The sequence below is a fragment of the Shewanella sp. 1180_01 genome, from assembly GCF_052850535.1.
Genome location: NZ_VXCT01000054.1, coordinates 17,475 through 35,621 on the forward strand (window position 1 = coordinate 17,475; position 18,147 = coordinate 35,621).

The 18,147-nt window shown below is 47.4% G+C and carries 15 protein-coding genes; 4 read left to right on the forward strand and 11 right to left on the reverse strand.

The features are described from left to right. Nucleotides 1–16 precede the first annotated feature (16 nt). On the reverse strand, nt 17–697 hold the full coding sequence (locus tag FW758_RS20120; protein ID WP_006082931.1) for a TIGR00153 family protein: 681 nt from the start codon (nt 695–697) through the stop codon (nt 17–19). Nucleotides 698–928: 231 nt separating this feature from the next. Here FW758_RS20120 and FW758_RS20125 point away from each other — a divergent pair, with 231 nt between their 5' ends. Next, on the forward strand, nt 929–2,425 hold the full coding sequence (locus FW758_RS20125) for a CYTH domain-containing protein (protein ID WP_446446324.1): 1,497 nt from the start codon (nt 929–931) through the stop codon (nt 2,423–2,425). Between the two features lie 124 nt (nt 2,426–2,549). On the opposite strand, the gene FW758_RS20130 is transcribed toward FW758_RS20125, so the two are convergent. The 8 genes from FW758_RS20130 to FW758_RS20165 all read right to left on the reverse strand — a co-directional run bounded on the left by FW758_RS20130 (nt 2,550) and on the right by FW758_RS20165 (nt 9,582). Beyond that, on the reverse strand, nt 2,550–3,374 hold the full coding sequence (locus FW758_RS20130; protein WP_106651766.1) for an ion transporter: 825 nt from the start codon (nt 3,372–3,374) through the stop codon (nt 2,550–2,552). Between the two features lie 151 nt (nt 3,375–3,525). Further along, nucleotides 3,526–3,855: a hypothetical protein gene (locus FW758_RS20135; RefSeq protein WP_106649567.1), complete on the reverse strand. Its 330-nt coding sequence runs from the start codon at nt 3,853–3,855 to the stop codon at nt 3,526–3,528. 101 nt (nt 3,856–3,956) lie between these two features. Continuing rightward, complete coding sequence (locus FW758_RS20140) at nt 3,957–4,610, reverse strand: hypothetical protein (protein WP_446446318.1); 654 nt, start codon at nt 4,608–4,610, stop codon at nt 3,957–3,959. A 162-nt stretch (nt 4,611–4,772) separates the two neighbouring features. Continuing rightward, nucleotides 4,773–5,462, reverse strand: a complete 690-nt coding sequence (locus tag FW758_RS20145; RefSeq protein ID WP_006082926.1) for a PspA/IM30 family protein — start codon at nt 5,460–5,462, stop codon at nt 4,773–4,775. Nucleotides 5,463–5,473: 11 nt separating this feature from the next. Continuing rightward, nucleotides 5,474–5,887, reverse strand: a complete 414-nt coding sequence (locus FW758_RS20150; protein ID WP_006082925.1) for a YjfI family protein — start codon at nt 5,885–5,887, stop codon at nt 5,474–5,476. Nucleotides 5,888–5,965: 78 nt separating this feature from the next. Beyond that, on the reverse strand, nt 5,966–7,690 hold the full coding sequence (locus FW758_RS20155) for a polyamine aminopropyltransferase (RefSeq protein ID WP_126491241.1): 1,725 nt from the start codon (nt 7,688–7,690) through the stop codon (nt 5,966–5,968). Between the two features lie 4 nt (nt 7,691–7,694). Beyond that, on the reverse strand, nt 7,695–8,594 hold the full coding sequence (locus FW758_RS20160; RefSeq protein WP_006085958.1) for a DUF350 domain-containing protein: 900 nt from the start codon (nt 8,592–8,594) through the stop codon (nt 7,695–7,697). A 13-nt stretch (nt 8,595–8,607) separates the two neighbouring features. Further along, complete coding sequence (locus tag FW758_RS20165) at nt 8,608–9,582, reverse strand: hypothetical protein (RefSeq protein WP_446446319.1); 975 nt, start codon at nt 9,580–9,582, stop codon at nt 8,608–8,610. 238 nt (nt 9,583–9,820) lie between these two features. Here FW758_RS20165 and glnE point away from each other — a divergent pair, with 238 nt between their 5' ends. Next, nucleotides 9,821–12,676, forward strand: a complete 2,856-nt coding sequence (glnE, locus tag FW758_RS20170) for a bifunctional [glutamate--ammonia ligase]-adenylyl-L-tyrosine phosphorylase/[glutamate--ammonia-ligase] adenylyltransferase (RefSeq protein WP_446446320.1) — start codon at nt 9,821–9,823, stop codon at nt 12,674–12,676. Nucleotides 12,677–12,781: 105 nt separating this feature from the next. Then, a complete protein-coding gene (locus FW758_RS20175) occupies nt 12,782–13,753 on the forward strand; it encodes a diguanylate cyclase domain-containing protein (RefSeq protein ID WP_446446321.1) in 972 nt (323 codons plus the stop codon). 91 nt (nt 13,754–13,844) lie between these two features. Here the strand turns inward: FW758_RS20175 and FW758_RS20180 are convergent, their stop codons facing one another. Continuing rightward, complete coding sequence (locus FW758_RS20180) at nt 13,845–14,804, reverse strand: sodium-dependent bicarbonate transport family permease (protein WP_283630063.1); 960 nt, start codon at nt 14,802–14,804, stop codon at nt 13,845–13,847. Nucleotides 14,805–14,942: 138 nt separating this feature from the next. Here FW758_RS20180 and FW758_RS20185 point away from each other — a divergent pair, with 138 nt between their 5' ends. Further along, nucleotides 14,943–15,941, forward strand: coding sequence for a LysR family transcriptional regulator (locus FW758_RS20185; RefSeq protein WP_446446322.1), 999 nt, complete (start codon nt 14,943–14,945; stop codon nt 15,939–15,941). 154 nt (nt 15,942–16,095) lie between these two features. Here FW758_RS20185 and FW758_RS20190 read toward each other — a convergent pair whose 3' ends face one another. Then, complete coding sequence (locus tag FW758_RS20190; protein ID WP_446446323.1) at nt 16,096–17,721, reverse strand: methyl-accepting chemotaxis protein; 1,626 nt, start codon at nt 17,719–17,721, stop codon at nt 16,096–16,098. Nucleotides 17,722–18,147 lie beyond the last annotated feature (426 nt).

Genomic DNA, 18,147 nt, shown 5'->3' on the forward strand with positions numbered 1-18,147 from the left:
TTGATAACCTTATTTGTTAAACGCGAGCCAGCATAAGCTCAAGACGTGAACCGACGCGTTCGGCGAGATCTGCAAGACCACCGACCCACTCAATCGTTTTGTATAGGAACATCACATCGACAGGATTCAATTCAGATTCCATGGCGAATAACTGACGGCGTAACTGAATTTGTAGATCGTCAGTATCTTCTTCGATGATATCGAGTTCGTTGATCATTTTTGCCACTAAGTCGACTTCACGACCACGGAAACCTGTTTCTAACAGATCTTCGAGTTCATTAATGACTTGTTTTGCTAGTGCTACCGCATCAATACAGCGTTGTAGATAAGCAATAAAAGGGACTTGCATGACCTGAGGGATTAACAGCTGACGGCCGATAACACGACCAGAAATATCTTTTGCTTTGTTGGCAATCTTGTCTTGTTGAGTTAAAAGTTCCAATAAATCTGTACGTTCTACTGGCATAAACAAACCGCTTGGCAGAGTCAGGCGAATTTCACGCTTTAGTGAATCTGCTTGCTTCTCGGCTAAACTAATTTGCTTACGTAATTGAACCGCACTGTCCCAGTTACCTGTGATAGTGGCTTCGAAAAAGGCGACGAGTAACGATGCACAATCGTGTACTTTGTCCATGTGCTCTTGAAGAGGCTTAATTGGCGATTTTGCAAACACGCCCAAAATAGAGTTTACTGGCATTGCCGTTTACCTATTTAGATTGTTCCATTATTGGAAAAAGCGGGCGCATGTTAACCTATGCGTCCGCGTATTGAAACTGTGTTTTTTCAGAAAAAACGACAGGTTTATTCTAACGGGTTATATACCAACTGCAAAACCAAATCCTACGGGATTTTTATGACACATTTGTGACATTATGAACTAAAGATGACGCATCAATGAATGTTTGATGACAAAATGAGCGGTAACGCAATGAATGCTGAGATTGAATTAAAACTGTTTTTCCTGCCGATATATCAAGAATCCCTGATAAATAAGTTAGATAGTCTCGATAATGCCGTACCTCAAGGTAAACGTCGTTTGGCGAATGGTTACTTCGACACCCCTGACTTACAACTGCGTCAGTGGGACATGGGGTTGCGGGTGCGCGGTTACGATGGGCACAGAGAGCAGACCATAAAAACCGCTGGACAAGTCGTGGGCGGGATTCATTCGCGGCCCGAATATAATGTGACTATCCAAGCCGATAGCCCAGATTTAAGTCTATTCCCAACCAGTATTTGGCCAGCCGATGCCGATTTAGCGGCCACTCAAGCCCAGTTGACCTGTATATTTCATACCGATTTTTATCGCCGCGCTTGGCATGTTCAGATTGATAATAGCGTGGTCGAAGTGGCGTTGGACATAGGTGAGATCACCGCCAATGGTCAGCAAGAAGCGCTGTGTGAACTAGAGTTTGAACTCCTCAGTGGCGATACCGAAGCGCTACTTAAACTCGCAATGCAAGTGGCGAGTGTGGTGCCCGTGCGTTTAGGCAAAGCCAGTAAGGCGCAGCGCGGCTATCGATTGGCGGGTAAAGCTAAGCCGCTCGATTTAACCGCGTTAGAATTTCTGCCTCTTGCTGAACCCCGCGATTCTTCTACACAGGATTTAACCGCAAACTGCCAAATCTTGCTTGAAACTGCGCTTGAGCGTTGGCAATTATTAGAAAGCATGATTGCAGAGGAAAGCAAACCCGAAGCTTGTGTGGCGCTGTGGTGGCGGATGCGCGCCTGTATTCGTTTACTGCGGATGACCTTAAGTCAGTTCGAATTATTGAATGTGACACTGTCGAGTCAATTCATGTCTATTGAAAAACAGCTCGATTTTATCGAGCAGGCACAGGCATTGACCGCCTTGCTTGGGAGCCAAAGGGGCTTATTCGCAAAACTTGGCCAACATGCCCAAGTTAAAGCGCGACTCATGGCGCAGCTGAGTGAAATGAATCTAACTGAACGTTTACTCTCCTTGTGGCAGCAAACTGAATATGGTCAATTACAGCTGGCGATTGTCGAGATTTTGCTTAAGGTCAGCGCCGGTGAAGTGGATATCAGCAATCAGCCTAGCTTACGCCTGCATGCCGACCGCGCCCAGCAAGCCTCTTGGATGGCAATCGTGGAGGTAATGCCACTCAATACTGTCATGACTACCTCAAATTACCTGCAAGTGGCTGCAGTGCTTGATGAGAGTATCTTAGTCGGTCACGCCTATGGCAGTTTATATGAGGCGAAATCACGGGATGCATTTCGCGCACCTTGGCAAGATCTGGTACTTGGGATTAAAACCTTAGCCTGTTACCGCGCGGTGCAGGATGCGAGCCGAGCGTTGGATATTGATTTAACTGAATGGCTGGAAGATAAACAGCAAAGTTTGTTATTTGCCATGGAGTCGACACGCCGTAATGCGATGCAACAACAGGCCTATTGGTAGGGTTATGTTTATAACGTTGAACTGATGCTAAGCCGTTGACTGGCGCAGCACTGTTCCTAACTCGGCCCTATAATGCTAAGGGCTCAATCCATATTGGATTGAGCCCTTTCTTTTATTAGCTAAATCAGTTGTTTCTGTTTTCGATAACTTGCTTCAGCTCTGCAATTTTTGCGAGCATTTGCGCTTGGTTCTGTTCCATCTTTTGCTGGTTTTCTTCCATTCTCGCTAAGGCTAATTCGAGTTCTGACTTTATTTCGGCTTTATGGGCCTCTTGGCGCTCCTGTCGCTCAGTTTCATCGGGCGCGACAAATACCGACGCCATATAACCTGAGATCACCCCAAAAAAGCTCACGCCGCTGACAATCACAATACCGCCTATGATATGGCCAGCTGTCGTCACCGGATAATAATCGCCGTAACCGACGGTCGAGATAGTGACTAACGCCCACCAAATCGCTTGTTCTGCGGTTTGGATATTAGCGCCTTCGGTGCCGCTCTCGACGATCAAAATGATCACTGAGGCTAAGGTTAGAATCGTCACCATGGCGACCAGCAAACTGGCTAAGGTCGCTTGTTTACGTTGTTTGATCAGTGGAAGCAGCAGTGAACGACTCATGCGGATCAGGCGGATTACCCGCAGTATTTGGAACAAGCGTGCCATCCGCAGGGCTTCAATTGCCGGAATGCTGGCAATAAAATCAATCCAATGGTGTTTAATGAAAAAGCGTTTATCGCGAGCTCTGAACAACCCAATAAAGAAGTTGATCATGAAAATCATACAAATGCTGGTATCGACGAAAAAGAGTAAGCGATAGGTTTCGCTATCGAGGCGGCCGAAGGTCATGACGAGCACTATGATCACCGACAGCAAGGATAGCAACATCATCGCCATTTCGAATGGAGAAGGGCTGCCAAGGGTGCGAAGTGACCATGGGGTTTTATCTGTCATGCCAAACATGATCCCTGTTAAGTGCGGCGAATGTCTCAACTAAAGTAAAAGACTTTAGGCTGTGAGTAAATTGTCTAAGCCAATAAAATCGAATTTCGTCAATTAATTGCACAGGCTATATATTCAATAGCCTGTGCAATGTTTGTGGGAGTTATTTCTTATCTACAAAGTGAACTAAATCGTCGAGGACTCGGCGTTTAATTTCTAGCTGCGAATCGGCGCTTAAACCATATTTTTCTGCCAGTTGTACATAGTCATCGGCATTGAGTGACACAGTAAGACGTGGACGCGTTGGTCGTTTCGACACGCTTAGGCCCAAAATCGTGCGAATTTGATCCGAAGGGCTCACACCTGCATCTAACGCGGCTTTACGAATTGAGTATTGAAATTTTTCATCGAGATCGAAGGCGACTTGCGTTGCTTTCGCGGCCTGTTGGTTCTTTAACCATTGCTCGGGGAGAGGGTGTTTGGTCTTACTCATGGCGTATTACCTATTGCTATCAACCGTTTCTAGCGCTTATCTGTGAGATTGTATTGGGATTATCGATAAAGTGCGAGCGCGCACTTTATCTTATTTTTGGCTTATTTCGCTGGCCAGTATTCCCGAATATCCGTCAGTGGGCGATATAGGGTCAAGACAACATCTGTATCGCCACCTTCGTAGACTTCCACTTCGACGGCGCGGCTTTCATCGTCATCGAGCAGTAAATAGTACTCGAAGGGCTCACCCGTGGCGCCATTGGCGTCTTGTGGAGGTTTTTGACCGCGGTAATCCTGACGATGGAAATAGCCAAAAGCGGCAAACGTCACTTGGTGATATTGCTTTCCAAGCCATTGTTCCAGTTGTTCCGCTAAGTCGGCCGGTAATATTTGAGTGGTTAACTCGGCATGACCCGGTTCATCGAACAGGGCGCTGAACTGCTCAAGATCGAATAACTGTTCCACTTGGGCGCGGGAAATCTTAATCGAAAAGGCGAGATAGGTTTCGTCGTCTTCTTCGATACTTAAAAAGAGTGTGTCGCTGCCATGACCTTTGAGTAACCATTCGGTTTGCTGTTTACGTTCAGACTCGTAGGTGTGTACGGCTTCGACCCTCAATTGTTGACCACGAAGTTGTGGCGGCAGGGCAAAACTATCATCAATTGAGATCATGTCGCCCACATTGAGCTGGGATGGGTGATTGAGCTCGCGCTGTGGCGCTGCTTTCTTACCAAAAATACTATTGAAAAATCCCATAGTGACTCCTGCTGACTATGCTCGTGTGCGGCTTCAAATCGATTGGCTGCGGATCGTAACGGGCAATAGTGGTCAATTATTTTATGCGGATGAAACAAAAAAATGCCGAGGTCAGTAGGGGGTGATGATCCCACTGAGACTCGGCATTCGGTCAATCATTGCTTAGCTTTTACGTGCTTTGATTCGGTCTAGCACAGCATTTGCATTCGACTTTTGCTCACCAATACCGGCTTCGGCTAGCTTAGATTGCAATGACTTGTCACTGTTTTCATCGGCTAAGGTTTCTGCCGCTTTCAGGCGGTCGTCAAACTGTTGCTGACGAGCCTTGATGCGCTCGAGTGAATCTTTAGCGTTCAGCAGCTTAGAGTTGCTAGACGCGAACGAGTCAGTAATGGTAGCCGTAGCTTTTTGCACGCTTTCAGTGGTTTTAACCATGCTCAGCTGACGTTGATAATCAGACAGTTGGCGCTCGGTTTTCTTCACTAAGTCTTTTAAACGTGCAGCATGGGCGCTAAAGCTATCGTTGGCGCTTTGTTGCTCAGACAGCTCTTGATCTAACTCGGCAATCTTCTCTGCAATTTCAATTGCTAAGGCTTCATTACCTTTGTCCAATGCTTGAGTCGCATAACCTTCGTGTTCGGCAATCGAACGTTTCAGGCGGTCGATTTCACGGCTGGCTTGCATTTCTTTCGCCATGACATCGGTCAGTTCACGTTTAGCATTGGTTAAATGCTTTTCTGCGTCACGGATTTCCTGTTCGAAAATACGGGTTGAGTTTGCGTCAACGATGCCTTGACCCACTTCGGTAGCACCACCACGAAACGCTGTTAAAATTTTATTCAGAATGCCCATTTTGTGGCTCCTTATTTCAGATAATCGACCATTTCATCGATAACTTCTAAACAGTTATCGGATAAAACTGATAATTCTTGCTCGATTTCGAGCATGCTAGATTGTAGTGATAGCGCACCGTAAACTACGTATTTGTCATCAATTTTGGCAAAGGATGACAAAGGCATTGGAATGTTGAGCTCAAGCATGGTTTCAAACATTTCACTGCGACGATCTTGGTTTACTTCGTTCTCGCCCCACAGGTAGCTGATGCAGAGCACTTGGTTGTCCGTCACCGATACAAATACCGGGATTTCTTCACGGCCAACCACATTCACTTGCAACACTTCGACTTCACCATCGATTGGATAACAATCAAATTGAAAGCCAGTTTGGCTGGTGTTGCCAAGACTGTTGAGGTGATTGGCAATGGTATGGATATTCATATTTGTCCTTATTGACATATTATGTCTGTGTTCAAAGATAGCACTGGGACATAATATGTCAAGCACTATCTCATCCTATTAAAAAAGATTCAGTCCTTGATTCTCGGACCAATCTTGTAAATGGTAGTGATACAGCTGCAACGAACCCAATTCATTGGGTTTTATTTTGGCGGCATCTTGATAAAAATTTGCTGGAAACTCAAACGCGCCATCCACTAAACCTAAGGTGAGCCAGTCATCTTTGATGGGCAACTCAGTTAACTTAGCTAATCTGTGTTGTGCATCGAGTCCGCCTGCGGTGGCTATACTCCAGCCCCATTCGCCAAAACTGGGCACATTATGATGGTACTGTTTGACGTCAAATCCTGCCAATGCCAAGGTTTTTGCTACCGAAATAAAGGCCTTAGGGGCATGGTAAGGCGATGTTGACTGTACAGTCAGAGCGCCATCACTGCTCATAAGTTCCTTTAATTTACGGTAGAAATAATCCGAATACAGCTTATTAAGATCGGGATGGCTCGGATCGGGCAAGTCCACGATAATCGCATCGTATTTCACGCCTGTGGCAATCAGTTTATCGACGCCATTAAATGCATCGTCGTTGATCACAGTGACACGGGGATCGTTTAGCGCATTGCCGTTGAGCGTCAACATAGCGCGGCTCAAACGCTCGGGCATATCCGTATCGGGCGACTTAAATAATTGCACTAGGCCGACATCGAGATCGAGCAGCGTCACTTGCTCAGGCTCCCAGCGCAACACTTGCTTAAGACCGAGTCCATCGCCGCCGCCAATGATCAACACCTTGTTATGGCGGGCACTGGCTGCGAGTGTAGGGTGCACAAGAAACGCATGGTAAATGTGTTCGTCTATGCTAGAAAACTGTAAGCGACCATTGATGTATAACGCATAAACGGGCGGCAGACCGTTACCGCGCAGTCGCTCGGTGAAGGTCAACTGCTGGAAGCGTGTCGCCTTGGCGTAAACCACTTTGTCTTTATAGAGCAAATTATTAAATTCTTGTTCCCAGCGTGGGCCGTGGATGGCTAACACGAGTAAAATGCCAGTCACGATAAAATGCCCAGTTAAAAGCAGTTTAGGGCGGCGGATTTTAGGCCAAAAGCGCCAGATAAACACAAAGCCCGCCAACAGGTTAAAGCTGGCAGTTAAGGCGGCGGCAAGTTGGATATCAATGGCAAGCATAAAGCCCACCCAAATGGCGGCACCTATGCCAGCGCCTATGTAATCGGCGCCGTAAATGGTCCCCGCATTGTGCAGCAAATGCTCGTCAGAGAGGGATTGGCGCACTCTGGCGATCAGTGGGATTTCCATACCAATCATCAGGCCCAGTAACACGCCCCAAACATAGGGTAGGTATTCGCTGAGTTTTTGCAGCGAGCCTATCATGCCGCCTTCGGGCAGTTGATCTGGTGGTAAACCTAAGGTGTTGGCAATTATTAAGGGCAGTTGTTGGCCGAAACCAATGACCGCCGCTGTGATTAAAATGGCGAGTGAGCCACAGAGTGCGACTGTGAGTTCTAAGATCACAAAACCAGTAAAGGCATCACGGATCTTACGGGCGGCGAAGGCACCTAGCCCCATGGAGACTATCATCAAGCCAATCATGGTGTAGATGGCGGCTTCTAATGCGCCTAAAATGCGCCCCGCATAGTGGGATAAAAGATATTCGTAAATCAGGCCGCAGCCTGCTAATACGGCCATAATGCCCAATAAGAGGACATCGTCGAACCAACCTAGGCGGCTAGGTTTAGCCGCCGAGGGGGTTAAGCTGGTTTCTTGCATTCGATTAGGCCATCAGTGCCGTGAGGATAAGTGCGATAGCGATACTGATCGCCATTTCAACGGCGGCGATGCCGATATTGTGTTGTCTTTCCACTTCATCGGCTAAATCGATACGGGCTAATACCAGTTTCTTCACCACGAACAGCAGTAAGGAAAGCGCGATCAGCATGATGACTGAGAACACTAACCAACCGATCACGTTAGTCACATAAGCCGTTGGATTAAATATAATAAAGTGGCTGGCAGCGTTAAAGCTCAGCGCCATTGCTATCATATAACCCGCATGACGCAGTGCTAATGCCGTATGACCTTGTACTAAGGCTTGCTGCATTGACGAGTCTTGATTGCGGCTCGCAAAACGGTTTTCACGCCAGCGCGTCAGTAGCACTAACATCAACTGCGAAATCGCAAAGGCGCTGAAGATAGCGATAAAGGTATCTAGGGTTAAGTCTTCTGCCCATAACAACACGGCGCGGATGATAATCGCAGTGGCGATGGCAGCACTGGCATCGACAATCGCGACAGACACATTACCTTTGATGATCTGCTCGTTCTTATCGAACTCGTTTAACGCAATCTTATCGTGGAGGAAACGACCCAGTTTAATCAGCACTAAGCCGAATAAACCGTAGGCGCTCATGCCAATGGCTTCATTAAGATAAGAGTGCGCAGCAGCACCAGTGATAGCGCCCGTTAGCACTATACCCAGTGCGGCAACGGCGCCCGCGGTACTGATACCGAAGGCAAAGTTATCACGCTCCGCCAGTTCTTTACTGCTGTTAACTTTAACGCTCCAACCTTGCAAATAACGCATCAGCGTTAGCAAAATCACGGCTATGGTGAGATCGATAGCCAGAATTATGGCTAGCTCTGGTGTGATACCGAAGTCCTGAAATAGTGTCATTGGAAATCCTTAGTTACTTGCCCCGGCGCACACTGCGGGTCGTGCGATTACTGGAATTACGGAAACTGCTGTCTTTAGCATAGTTAGAGCGGAACTTACTACTCGAACTCTTGCTTGTGCTCGTGGTGTTGCTGGCCTTGGGCGTGCTGGTACTTTCACGGGATAACGCCGTGCCACCGGTACGCGGTTTGGCATAAGGGCTGTCGAAGCGCTTACCTTGAGAATCGAAACGTTTTTTCGTTTGTTCGAAGGTCTTATTTTGCGCATCCGCTTGTTTGGGTGAGGTATAGCGATAACGACCTACGTCATTGTAATAGCTATAACCTCGGTTACCCGACCAACGATCGTAGGAAATAGGGCGATTGAAGACATTCGAAAACATCGAATACATGCCATACCAAGCCCAAAACGACGTGCCGCTCGAGTCGGTTTGCCAGTTACCGTAAGACGGATTACCAACTAGCTGACTGCCTGGACCAAAATCTTCGCCGCCATTGGCTAATGTTGCGGCCTCACGGCTAATCGCATTCACGCGGGCCAGTTTGCCGTCGGACATATCGGCGACCACGTTGACAGGGTCTGACAACATATCGTTAAACAGGCTTGGATCTGCGGCTTGATAAAGATTTTCTGCTTCGGCCAGCTGTTGATCGAGATCGGCAAAGTTACTCGCCACTTTCGACTCATCTAATCGACGTTTCAGCGAGGTATACATGGGACCTTGGGTGCCAGAATCCTTTGCTAATTCATCAAGTAATGGGACTAAATCAGGTTTCTGCTGTTTTAACAGTGTGGTGTATTGTTTTAAGAGGTTAGCGTTACGCAACTGCCCGTCATCGATCATCGTCGTGAGCGTTGCGAGACGTTGCTGCGTGAGTTGTTGATACTTCGTGATTTTATCCGGTCTCTCATCGCCACAACCCGTCAGCGACAGCATAACGGCTAAAAAGAGGATCGATGTGAGAACACGGGTTAGCATTCCTGCCATGTTTTCTCCAAATGGTAATGAAATAAATCTCAAATACTTGCAGGCAATAATAATCTGCTTGCCCAATATGCCTGCTGCGCAGGTTATAGTACCCTTAAATGCCACAGATAAAAGGGGATACCTTTATTTGTGTGCTACATCAGGTAGCTGCAAGTCTCGTCGAACATAACATGATGTGGCGTCAATCTATATCATTTACGACATAATATGTCGATAGCTAAATTTGTTAGGGATTATTATGACCATGCAAAAAGACAGTAATAAGTCATTGTCTATTCTCGTTAATCAAACCGCTGAGCACAATTGGCTGCGGTTAGAGGAAGTATGGTCCGAAGGACTCGCGCAATTAACACCTGCCCAGCAGCAAGAACTCAAAACGGTTCTAGGGCTCAGTGATTACGTGGCGGCCCAGTTATGCCGACATCCCGAGTGGATTAACAGGCTGTTTGCCGGCGAGTTAAGCTTGATTGAGCGTAAAAACTTTGATCTTGAGTTACACGAAGTGCTGAGTAGCGCCACAACCGAAGAGATGGCAAAAGCCAGCCTGCGACGGTTTCGTAACTACCAAATGGTGCGCTTAGCTTGGCGTGACTTTTTAGACTACGCCAGTTTAGAAGCATCCCTGCTCGATCTGTCGGCGCTTGCCGAAGCGTTAGTGATTTGCGCCCGCGATTGGCTCTATAAAGATATGTGCGCCCAATACGGCACGCCGATGGACAAAGAAGGCAATGCACAGCCATTGCTGATTTTAGGCATGGGTAAGTTAGGCGGCCGCGAGCTCAATTTCTCCTCCGATATCGACTTGATTTTCACTTTCCCTGAACATGGTGAAACCGTCGGTGGGCGTCGCAGTTTAGACAATCAACAATTTTTTATCCGCATGGGACAAAGGTTAGTGAACTTGCTAGACCAAGTTACCGTCGATGGTTTCGTGTTCCGCGTGGATATGCGTTTGCGCCCCTACGGAGAAAGTGGGCCGCTGGTGGTGAGTTTTAGTGGCCTTGAGGATTATTACCAAGAACAGGGCCGAGATTGGGAACGCTATGCCATGGTCAAGGCGCGTGCGCTCGGACCTTGGAGCCATTTCTCCGATGAATTACACAGCCTGCTTAGACCTTTTGTGTATCGCCGCTATATCGACTTTTCAGCGATTGAATCCCTGCGAAAAATGAAGCAGCTCATTGCGCAAGAAGTGCGTCGCCGTCATTTGACCGACAATATTAAACTCGGCGCGGGCGGTATCCGTGAGGTCGAGTTCGTGGTGCAGAGTTTCCAATTAATTCGTGGTGGCCGCGAGCCTGCGCTACGTCAGCAGAGTTTATTCGGCGCTATCGATACGCTCTACAGCTTAGGGCAGTTTGAATATTTGGCGGTCGATGAGCTTAAACACAGCTATTTACTACTGCGCCGAGTGGAGAATTTACTGCAAGCCATAGACGATAAACAAACCCAAACCTTGCCGAATAATCCACTCGATTGGGCGCGATTGTGCCATGTGCTCGATATGGCCAACGAGGTCGATTTACGCACCCATATTGAAGCTGCAATGAGCAAAATCCATCGTCATTTTAAAGCGACTGTGGGCGGTGAAGAAGGCGAAGAAAAGGCCGAACACTGGACAGCGCAACTGTGGCATATGCAAGATGTTGATGATGCCATCGCGTTATTGGCCGAACAGCAAATCGATGATGATAAGCTCAGTCCTATGCTCAGCAGTTGGCGCGAAACAGTGACTAAGCGTTCCATTGGTCCACGCGGGCGGGAAACCTTAGATAAATTAATGCCAAGACTATTGGAAGAGTTGATTAATCAGCAGAGTCCGTCGTCGGCCTTTGAACCCGTGTCTAAGGTGCTGGAGCAGATTTTAACTCGCACCACTTACCTTGAGCTTTTGTGTGAAAACCCAGGCGCACGGCAACAGTTAGTGAGCCTGTGCTGTGCCAGCCCTTGGATTGCGGCGCAGTTGGCTAAGTTTCCCATGCTGCTCGATGAGCTTATCGATCCGTCGCAGCTTTATGACACAACCTCCATCGATGATTATCCGAGCGAGCTGCGCCAGTACATGTTGCGCGTGCCAGAGGACGATATGGAGCAGCAGATGGAAGCGCTGCGACAATTTAAGCTGTCACAACAACTTAAAATCGCCGCCGCCGATGTCACGGGTGTTTTACCTGTGATGCAAGTGAGCGATCACTTAACTTTTTTAGCCGAAGCTATTATCGAACAAGTGGTGATGCAGGCGTGGCAACAGGTTTCAGTGCGCCACGGCGTGCCCGCTCACCTTGAGGGCAATGACACAGGTTTTGCCGTTGTTGGTTATGGCAAGCTCGGCGGGATAGAGTTGGGTTACGGCTCAGATCTCGATTTAGTTTTCTTGTGTGAAAACAAAGCAGATAACAGCCAGACCAATGGTGAACGGCCGATTGAAGTCGGCCATTTCTACCTCAAACTCGCCCAGCGTATTCTGCATTTGTTCTCTACTCGTACCACTTCGGGTGAGTTGTACGAAGTGGATATGCGTTTGCGTCCTTCTGGCGCCTCGGGTTTGATGGTCAGTGAGATTGAACGCTTTGGCGAATACCAAGCTAACGAGGCGTGGACGTGGGAACATCAAGCCTTAGTGCGCTCGCGTTTTGTTTTCGGCGACAATAGTTTAGCGGTCAAATTTAGCCGAATTCGCGCCTCGATATTAGAAGAACCACGGGATAAAGTTGAGCTGCAAAAAGCAGTACGTGAGATGCGTCAGAAGATGCGTGATCACTTGCTCAAAGCCAGCGATGGCATGTTTGATCTAAAACAGAGTCCCGGCGGTATTGCTGATATCGAGTTTATTGCCCAGTACTTAGTGCTGGCTAATGCCCATGAGTATCCAGAACTAACGATTTGGTCTGACAATGTGCGAATTTTTGGGGTGTTAGCTGAGCTTGAACTTTTGCCTATAATGAGTGCCCAGCATTTAACCCAAACCTATTGCTTGCTCAGGGATGAAAATCATCGCCTGACTCTGCAACAAAAGGCGGGGCAGTTACCTGTGTTAGAGGTTGAGGAACATGCCGAGCGAGTGCTCAATATCTATCGCGCTGTGCTGGAATAGTACAGTCATCTAAAGGGAGTAAGGCTGGAACGAATATCGGCCTTAACTCCGCAAGAATAAGCAATTTAGGCTAGAGTTTAATGAGAGCAGTTAGCAGAGAGCACCATGCAATTACCTACTATCCCTGAAAACGAGCTGCAACGTTTGGCCACGTTACGCGCACTCAATGTGCTCGACACCGATGCCGAGGAACGTTTCGATCGTATCACTCGGCTTACGCGCAGAATTTTCTCCTTGCCGACTTGTGTTGTGACCTTAGTGGATGCCGAGCGGCAGTGGTTTAAATCTCGTCAAGGACTAGAGGTGACTGAAACACCAAGGGAAATTTCATTTTGTGGCCATGCGATCAATCAAGGCGATATTTTTATCGTGAACGACGCCATCAAAGATCCGCGCTTTAGTGACAATCCTCTGGTGACTGAGCAGCCGCATATTCGCTTCTACGCTGGCTATCCCTTAACCATTCACGGGCAATATCGGGTAGGGACCTTGTGTTTAATCGGCACTGAACCGCGAGAGTTTACGGCTGAAGATATTGAAACCTTAACGGATTTAGGTGAAATGGTTGAGGCGGAATTACTCTCTATCGCGCAAAATACTTTAGATCCTTTGACCACTATTTCGAATCGGCGTGGATTTGAGTTACTGGCCCATCAGGCGCTGGCGAGTTGTCGGCGTACCGAATCTGAGGCGGCCTTACTCTTCTTCGATCTCGATTTTTTTAAGGAAGTGAATGACAACTTTGGTCACCTCAAGGGCGACCAAGTGTTATACGATTTTGCCCATATCCTGATGACCGCTTTTAGGGAGTCGGATGTGATTGCAAGGCTTGGCGGCGATGAGTTTGTGGTGCTATTAAGTTTTGTGGATAGAGATACAGTCGATCGCGTGATTGAGCGTTTTAAGCAGTTACTTGAGCAATATAATCAACAGCATCCTAAGCAACATAGCTTAGCGACCAGTATTGGTATCGCCCATTGGACGCCAGATTCTGAGATGAGCTTAGAGGATCTGTTAGATTCCGCCGATAAGGCCATGTATCAGGATAAAGCCGAGCACCACAGTGATGCACCTTAATTGATGTGTGCTTAAGCAAGATGAAAAGGGAGACAATTATGTCTCCCTTTTCATTGATTTTTATTCGGCGAAGAAGTACTAAGCTACGCCATTAAGCCGTAATGAGCATCACCCAGTGTTGGTATAAAGGTAAGCCAATTAATACGTTAATTGGAAACGTTATCCCGAGTGAGGCCAGCATAGCCAGTCCAATATTAGCTTCGGGTATTGCGGCTCGAATGGCCGCAGGCGCTGCGATATAAGATGCACTGGCACTTAATGCCGCTAGCACTAAAATGCTGCCAGAAGGTAAGTCGAGCCATAATCCTACGGCGATACCGCACCAAGCCAATACAAAGGGCGTTACGGCGGCGAATACCAATAAGCGCCATTGTTTTAGTGGTAGCGGCAAACACACTTTGGCCGTTACTAAGCCCATTTCCAGTAAAAATAATGCCAGTAAAGTTTTGAATCCGCCTAGTAGCACAGGTGTGAGCGGCGCAAGCCCCGTTGGGCCGTAAAGCCAACCTATCACTACGCCGCCAACGAGTAAGACAACGCCGCGGCTGGTTAATGCTTCGTGCAATACGCTCGATTGAGTTTCATTCTTGGGTGATGTTTCAATTGCTTTTTTGGCGCTTAAGTACCTGTGTAGCCAGAGCATCACGACGATCGCCGGCAGTTCTAGCAGCACGAGATACAGGGTGGTTTCGGGTCTTAATATCAACCCTGATTTTTCCACCATAGCCATCACCACCGCAAAGGTTCCCGCGCTAACGGAGCCGTAATGTGCGGCAATGCTAATAGCATCTGTGTGACCAATGCGAACCAGCCGAGTTAACACTGGGTATAGGGCCAAGGGGATAATAAAGCCTAAAGCAACAACCGCTAACAGCTCAGTGATCACTAAGTTTTGGGTGTGACCGTGGAGCGCCATTCCGCCCTTTAAGCCCAAAGTGAGCATTAACAGTATGGATAGGGTTTCGTAGATTGCGGGGGGGACTTTAAGATCTGACTTCACTAGGCCAGCTAACAAGCCTAAGGCGAAAAAGGCAATGACAATATCGGGCATAAGTATCTCATTAATTTTGATTTTTAAGCCGTGCAGAACAGGCTTAAATGTCGGGTGATCCTGATGGCTGGTGATTTTGGACCTAATTGGTTATATTGAAAAATAAATTGTTTACCACTTAGGTATAGATAGTTGTCTATGGATAAGCGTACGTCATCGACTCAGCTTAAATTGAGGCACTTGAGTTTCCGTTTGCTGCAGGTGTATGTGCAAGTGGTGCGGTTAGGCAATATTTCCGCAGCGGCGAGGGCTTTGCATTTAACCCAACCCACAGTGTCATTACAGCTTAAAAAGCTGGCCGATGTATTGGGTGAGCCGTTACTCGAGAGTCGTGATGGCCGCATGCTACCGACCTTGATTGGCAATGAACTCTACCGCGCAGCCTGCGATACCTTGAGTCGTTTTGAGGATTTCGATGCCTTTATGCAGCAGGCTAAAGGTGGCAGCGTTGGGCATGTCAATATTGGTATCGTCACTACCGCCAAATACGTGTTACCACGGATTTTAGGGGCTTTTTATCGGCAGTTTCCGCAGGTTAAAGTGACCTTAAATATAGGTAACCGTGCCCATGTATTAGGCCGATTTGAGCACCAAGAAGATGATTTATATTTGTTTAGTCATCCACCTAGTGGCGATAACGTGCTATCTGCGCGGATCATTAAAAACCCGCTGCAATTGATTGCGCCAAAAGATCATTGGGCGGTGGGCCGTGAACAAGTAAGTTTTAACGATCTCAAAAATGAGCGTTTTATCGTGCGCGAGCCAGGTTCAGCCACCCGCTTGATGTTCGAGTCTTGGTGCAGCGGTCAAGGCATCACGCTCGGTGACACTATGCAAATCGAGAGCAATGAGGCGATACGCCTAAGCGTCGCGTCTGGCTTAGGCTTGTCGGTGATTTCGGCGCATACGCTGCAAGAGGGCCGTGAAAAACCGGCTATTTTGCCGGTAACGGGTTTTCCGCTTGAAAGTAACTGGTATCTAGTTGGCCGCAAAGATCGCCGCTTGCCCTATGCTGCCATGCAGCTGGTGGACTTTATGGCGGCGCATTTGGCCGAGTGTATCGAGCCAGAATGGGTTGCTGCCGATATCAGTGAACTGGCTATGCACTTTAATCAGGCGCCGCAAACTCGGTCTTAACTGAGTGTATGTTTTGATACTGAATAGTTTTATTAAGTTAGAGATGTGGTTATAGATTGAGGGTAACGTCTTTTCGCACACCTTGTGCAGTTACCCTCTGGTTCCCTTGTAAAACGAGATTTGGCCTTAAATCTGACGACTGTACGAGGCGACTTTACACCTTAAAGCGCGTCAGTAGGTTGTTCAGTTCTACCGCTAACCTGGATAATTCATGCGCCGAGGCACTAGTCTGCTGCGCTCCCGCGGCGCTTTGGCTGGCGAGATCGCTAATGTTCACAATGTTTTTATCGACTTCACGGGCGACTTTCGCTTGTTCTTCTGCGGCGCTTGCGATGACCATATTGCTATTGTTCATCGTACTGATTTGAGTGTTGATCGTGTTTAATGCATCCCCAGCGAGCCTTGCGACAGCGAGTGCTTGCTCTGCCTTTTGACCACTGTGCTGCATCGATAGCACAGCGGTTTCAGTGCCGTGCTGGATCTTGTTGATCATGTCTTCAATCTCGCGGGTCGACGACTGAGTGCGGTGGGCTAGCGCGCGCACTTCATCGGCAACGACCGCAAAACCACGGCCAGTATCGCCTGCTCGCGCCGCTTCAATGGCTGCGTTGAGGGCCAGTAAATTCGTTTGTTCTGCAATCGCGCGGATCACATCTAAAACTTTACCAATATCGATAGCTTGCATGACTAAGGTTTGGACAATTTGTGAACTTTGCGTCACATCCTGATTCATGTCGATAATGGCTGCGACGGTTTGATCTACCTGTTTTTTGCCTAATTCGGTATTGCGGGCGGTTTCTTCTGAGGCCTCTGAAGCGAGTGCTGCGGTATTGGCAACTTCATCCACCGCCGAACTCATCTCGGTAATTGCGGTTGCAGCCTGTTGTATTTCATCATTTTGTTGCTGTATGCCGCGGGACGCATCTTCAGTTACTGAATTGAGTTCTTCGGCGGCGGAGGCTAGCTGGTTAGAGGAGTTTGCTATATGGGATAAGGTATCTCGCAGGTTCTGCTGCATCCCTGCTAATGACTGCATCAGCTGACTGGTTTCATCATTGCCATCTGTACGGATTTTCTGCGTTAAATCACCACTTGCGACCGTCACTGAAATATCTACTGCTTCTTTCATCGGCTGCACAATACTGCGGGTTAAGAGTGTGGCTACGACAAATGCGGCAATCAAGGAGGCTATTATCACTACGCTGTTGAGTAGCTTACTGTCTTCGTAGGCTTGTGCTGTGATCTCGCCCTGTTTGCCTGCATATTCGGTATTTAAGTCGCCAATGCTGATAAGCGTTTTAGTTATTTTATCAGCTTGTAACGTCATCACTTCATCCATTATCCGTTTGGCTTCATTCGTGTCATTGGCCTGCAGCTTACTGATCATTTGATCTTGATTCTGTAAATACAACTCTAAATTATGACTAAAATCCTGATAGAGGGCTTGCTCACCAGGCAAACTAATTAAAGGCTCGTAGGCCTTTTGATCCGTTTTAATGTTCTCGCGAATTTGCCTTAAGGTTTCGAGCCCTTTGTCACGCTCAGCCGCCGAATCGGCGAGTAATAGACGAAATGTAAAGACTCTAGCGCGCATCACGTTAAGATTGATGCTCGACAGCGTGACGAGCGTTGGTAGGGTATTTTTTTCAATTTCTTCTGAGGAGACTCGCATGGATGACATAGTTTGCAGCGACATCAGTCCCTGAAGTAACAAGACTAGACCGAGTAAGCCAAAGGCAGTAATGAGCCGTGAGCCAATCTTAATTTGTCGTAACCACATAAGCGAATCGTCCCTGTATTTAAATGAGTTCCGTCTAAGGTCGTTCTTACTGTTTTTTAGTTAATACTTTCGAATTACTAATATCGAGCCATGAAGTTAGAGTAAATAAAGTCGAACTTATGCTTCTTAACTTTAAAACTAAGCGTTATAACGCAGAGTCGGAACTATGGGTCTTTGGTTTAATACACTATAGATTATATTCTCTAACTTTTTCGTTTTGGATTGTAAATTTAGCCGATTAAAAGCGACTGGCTGTAAATTAGTAAGGCTTAAACTAAGTTGTACCGTACCTTAAATATTGGCGTTAGCAAACTGTATTGCCCAATTGAGTGTGATGATGTCTGTGGTTTTATTTCGACTATCGATTAGAGTCAGGTCAGTTTTAATAAAGGTATGAACGTGATTACTATTTTAATTTTAGATAGT

Excerpts from the sequence above, each read along its gene's own strand:
- FW758_RS20120 (WP_006082931.1), bottom strand. The coding sequence starts at position 697 with ATGCCAGTAAACTCTATTTTGGGCGTGTTTGCAAAATCGCCAATTAAG.
- FW758_RS20125 (WP_446446324.1), top strand. The coding sequence starts at position 929 with ATGAATGCTGAGATTGAATTAAAACTGTTTTTCCTGCCGATATATCAA.
- FW758_RS20130 (WP_106651766.1), bottom strand. The coding sequence starts at position 3,374 with ATGACAGATAAAACCCCATGGTCACTTCGCACCCTTGGCAGCCCTTCT.
- FW758_RS20135 (WP_106649567.1), bottom strand. The coding sequence starts at position 3,855 with ATGAGTAAGACCAAACACCCTCTCCCCGAGCAATGGTTAAAGAACCAA.
- FW758_RS20140 (WP_446446318.1), bottom strand. The coding sequence starts at position 4,610 with ATGGGATTTTTCAATAGTATTTTTGGTAAGAAAGCAGCGCCACAGCGC.
- FW758_RS20145 (WP_006082926.1), bottom strand. The coding sequence starts at position 5,462 with ATGGGCATTCTGAATAAAATTTTAACAGCGTTTCGTGGTGGTGCTACC.
- FW758_RS20150 (WP_006082925.1), bottom strand. The coding sequence starts at position 5,887 with ATGAATATCCATACCATTGCCAATCACCTCAACAGTCTTGGCAACACC.
- FW758_RS20155 (WP_126491241.1), bottom strand. The coding sequence starts at position 7,690 with ATGCAAGAAACCAGCTTAACCCCCTCGGCGGCTAAACCTAGCCGCCTA.
- FW758_RS20160 (WP_006085958.1), bottom strand. The coding sequence starts at position 8,594 with ATGACACTATTTCAGGACTTCGGTATCACACCAGAGCTAGCCATAATT.
- FW758_RS20165 (WP_446446319.1), bottom strand. The coding sequence starts at position 9,582 with ATGGCAGGAATGCTAACCCGTGTTCTCACATCGATCCTCTTTTTAGCC.
- glnE (WP_446446320.1), top strand. The coding sequence starts at position 9,821 with ATGACCATGCAAAAAGACAGTAATAAGTCATTGTCTATTCTCGTTAAT.
- FW758_RS20175 (WP_446446321.1), top strand. The coding sequence starts at position 12,782 with ATGCAATTACCTACTATCCCTGAAAACGAGCTGCAACGTTTGGCCACG.
- FW758_RS20180 (WP_283630063.1), bottom strand. The coding sequence starts at position 14,804 with ATGCCCGATATTGTCATTGCCTTTTTCGCCTTAGGCTTGTTAGCTGGC.
- FW758_RS20185 (WP_446446322.1), top strand. The coding sequence starts at position 14,943 with ATGGATAAGCGTACGTCATCGACTCAGCTTAAATTGAGGCACTTGAGT.
- FW758_RS20190 (WP_446446323.1), bottom strand. The coding sequence starts at position 17,721 with ATGTGGTTACGACAAATTAAGATTGGCTCACGGCTCATTACTGCCTTT.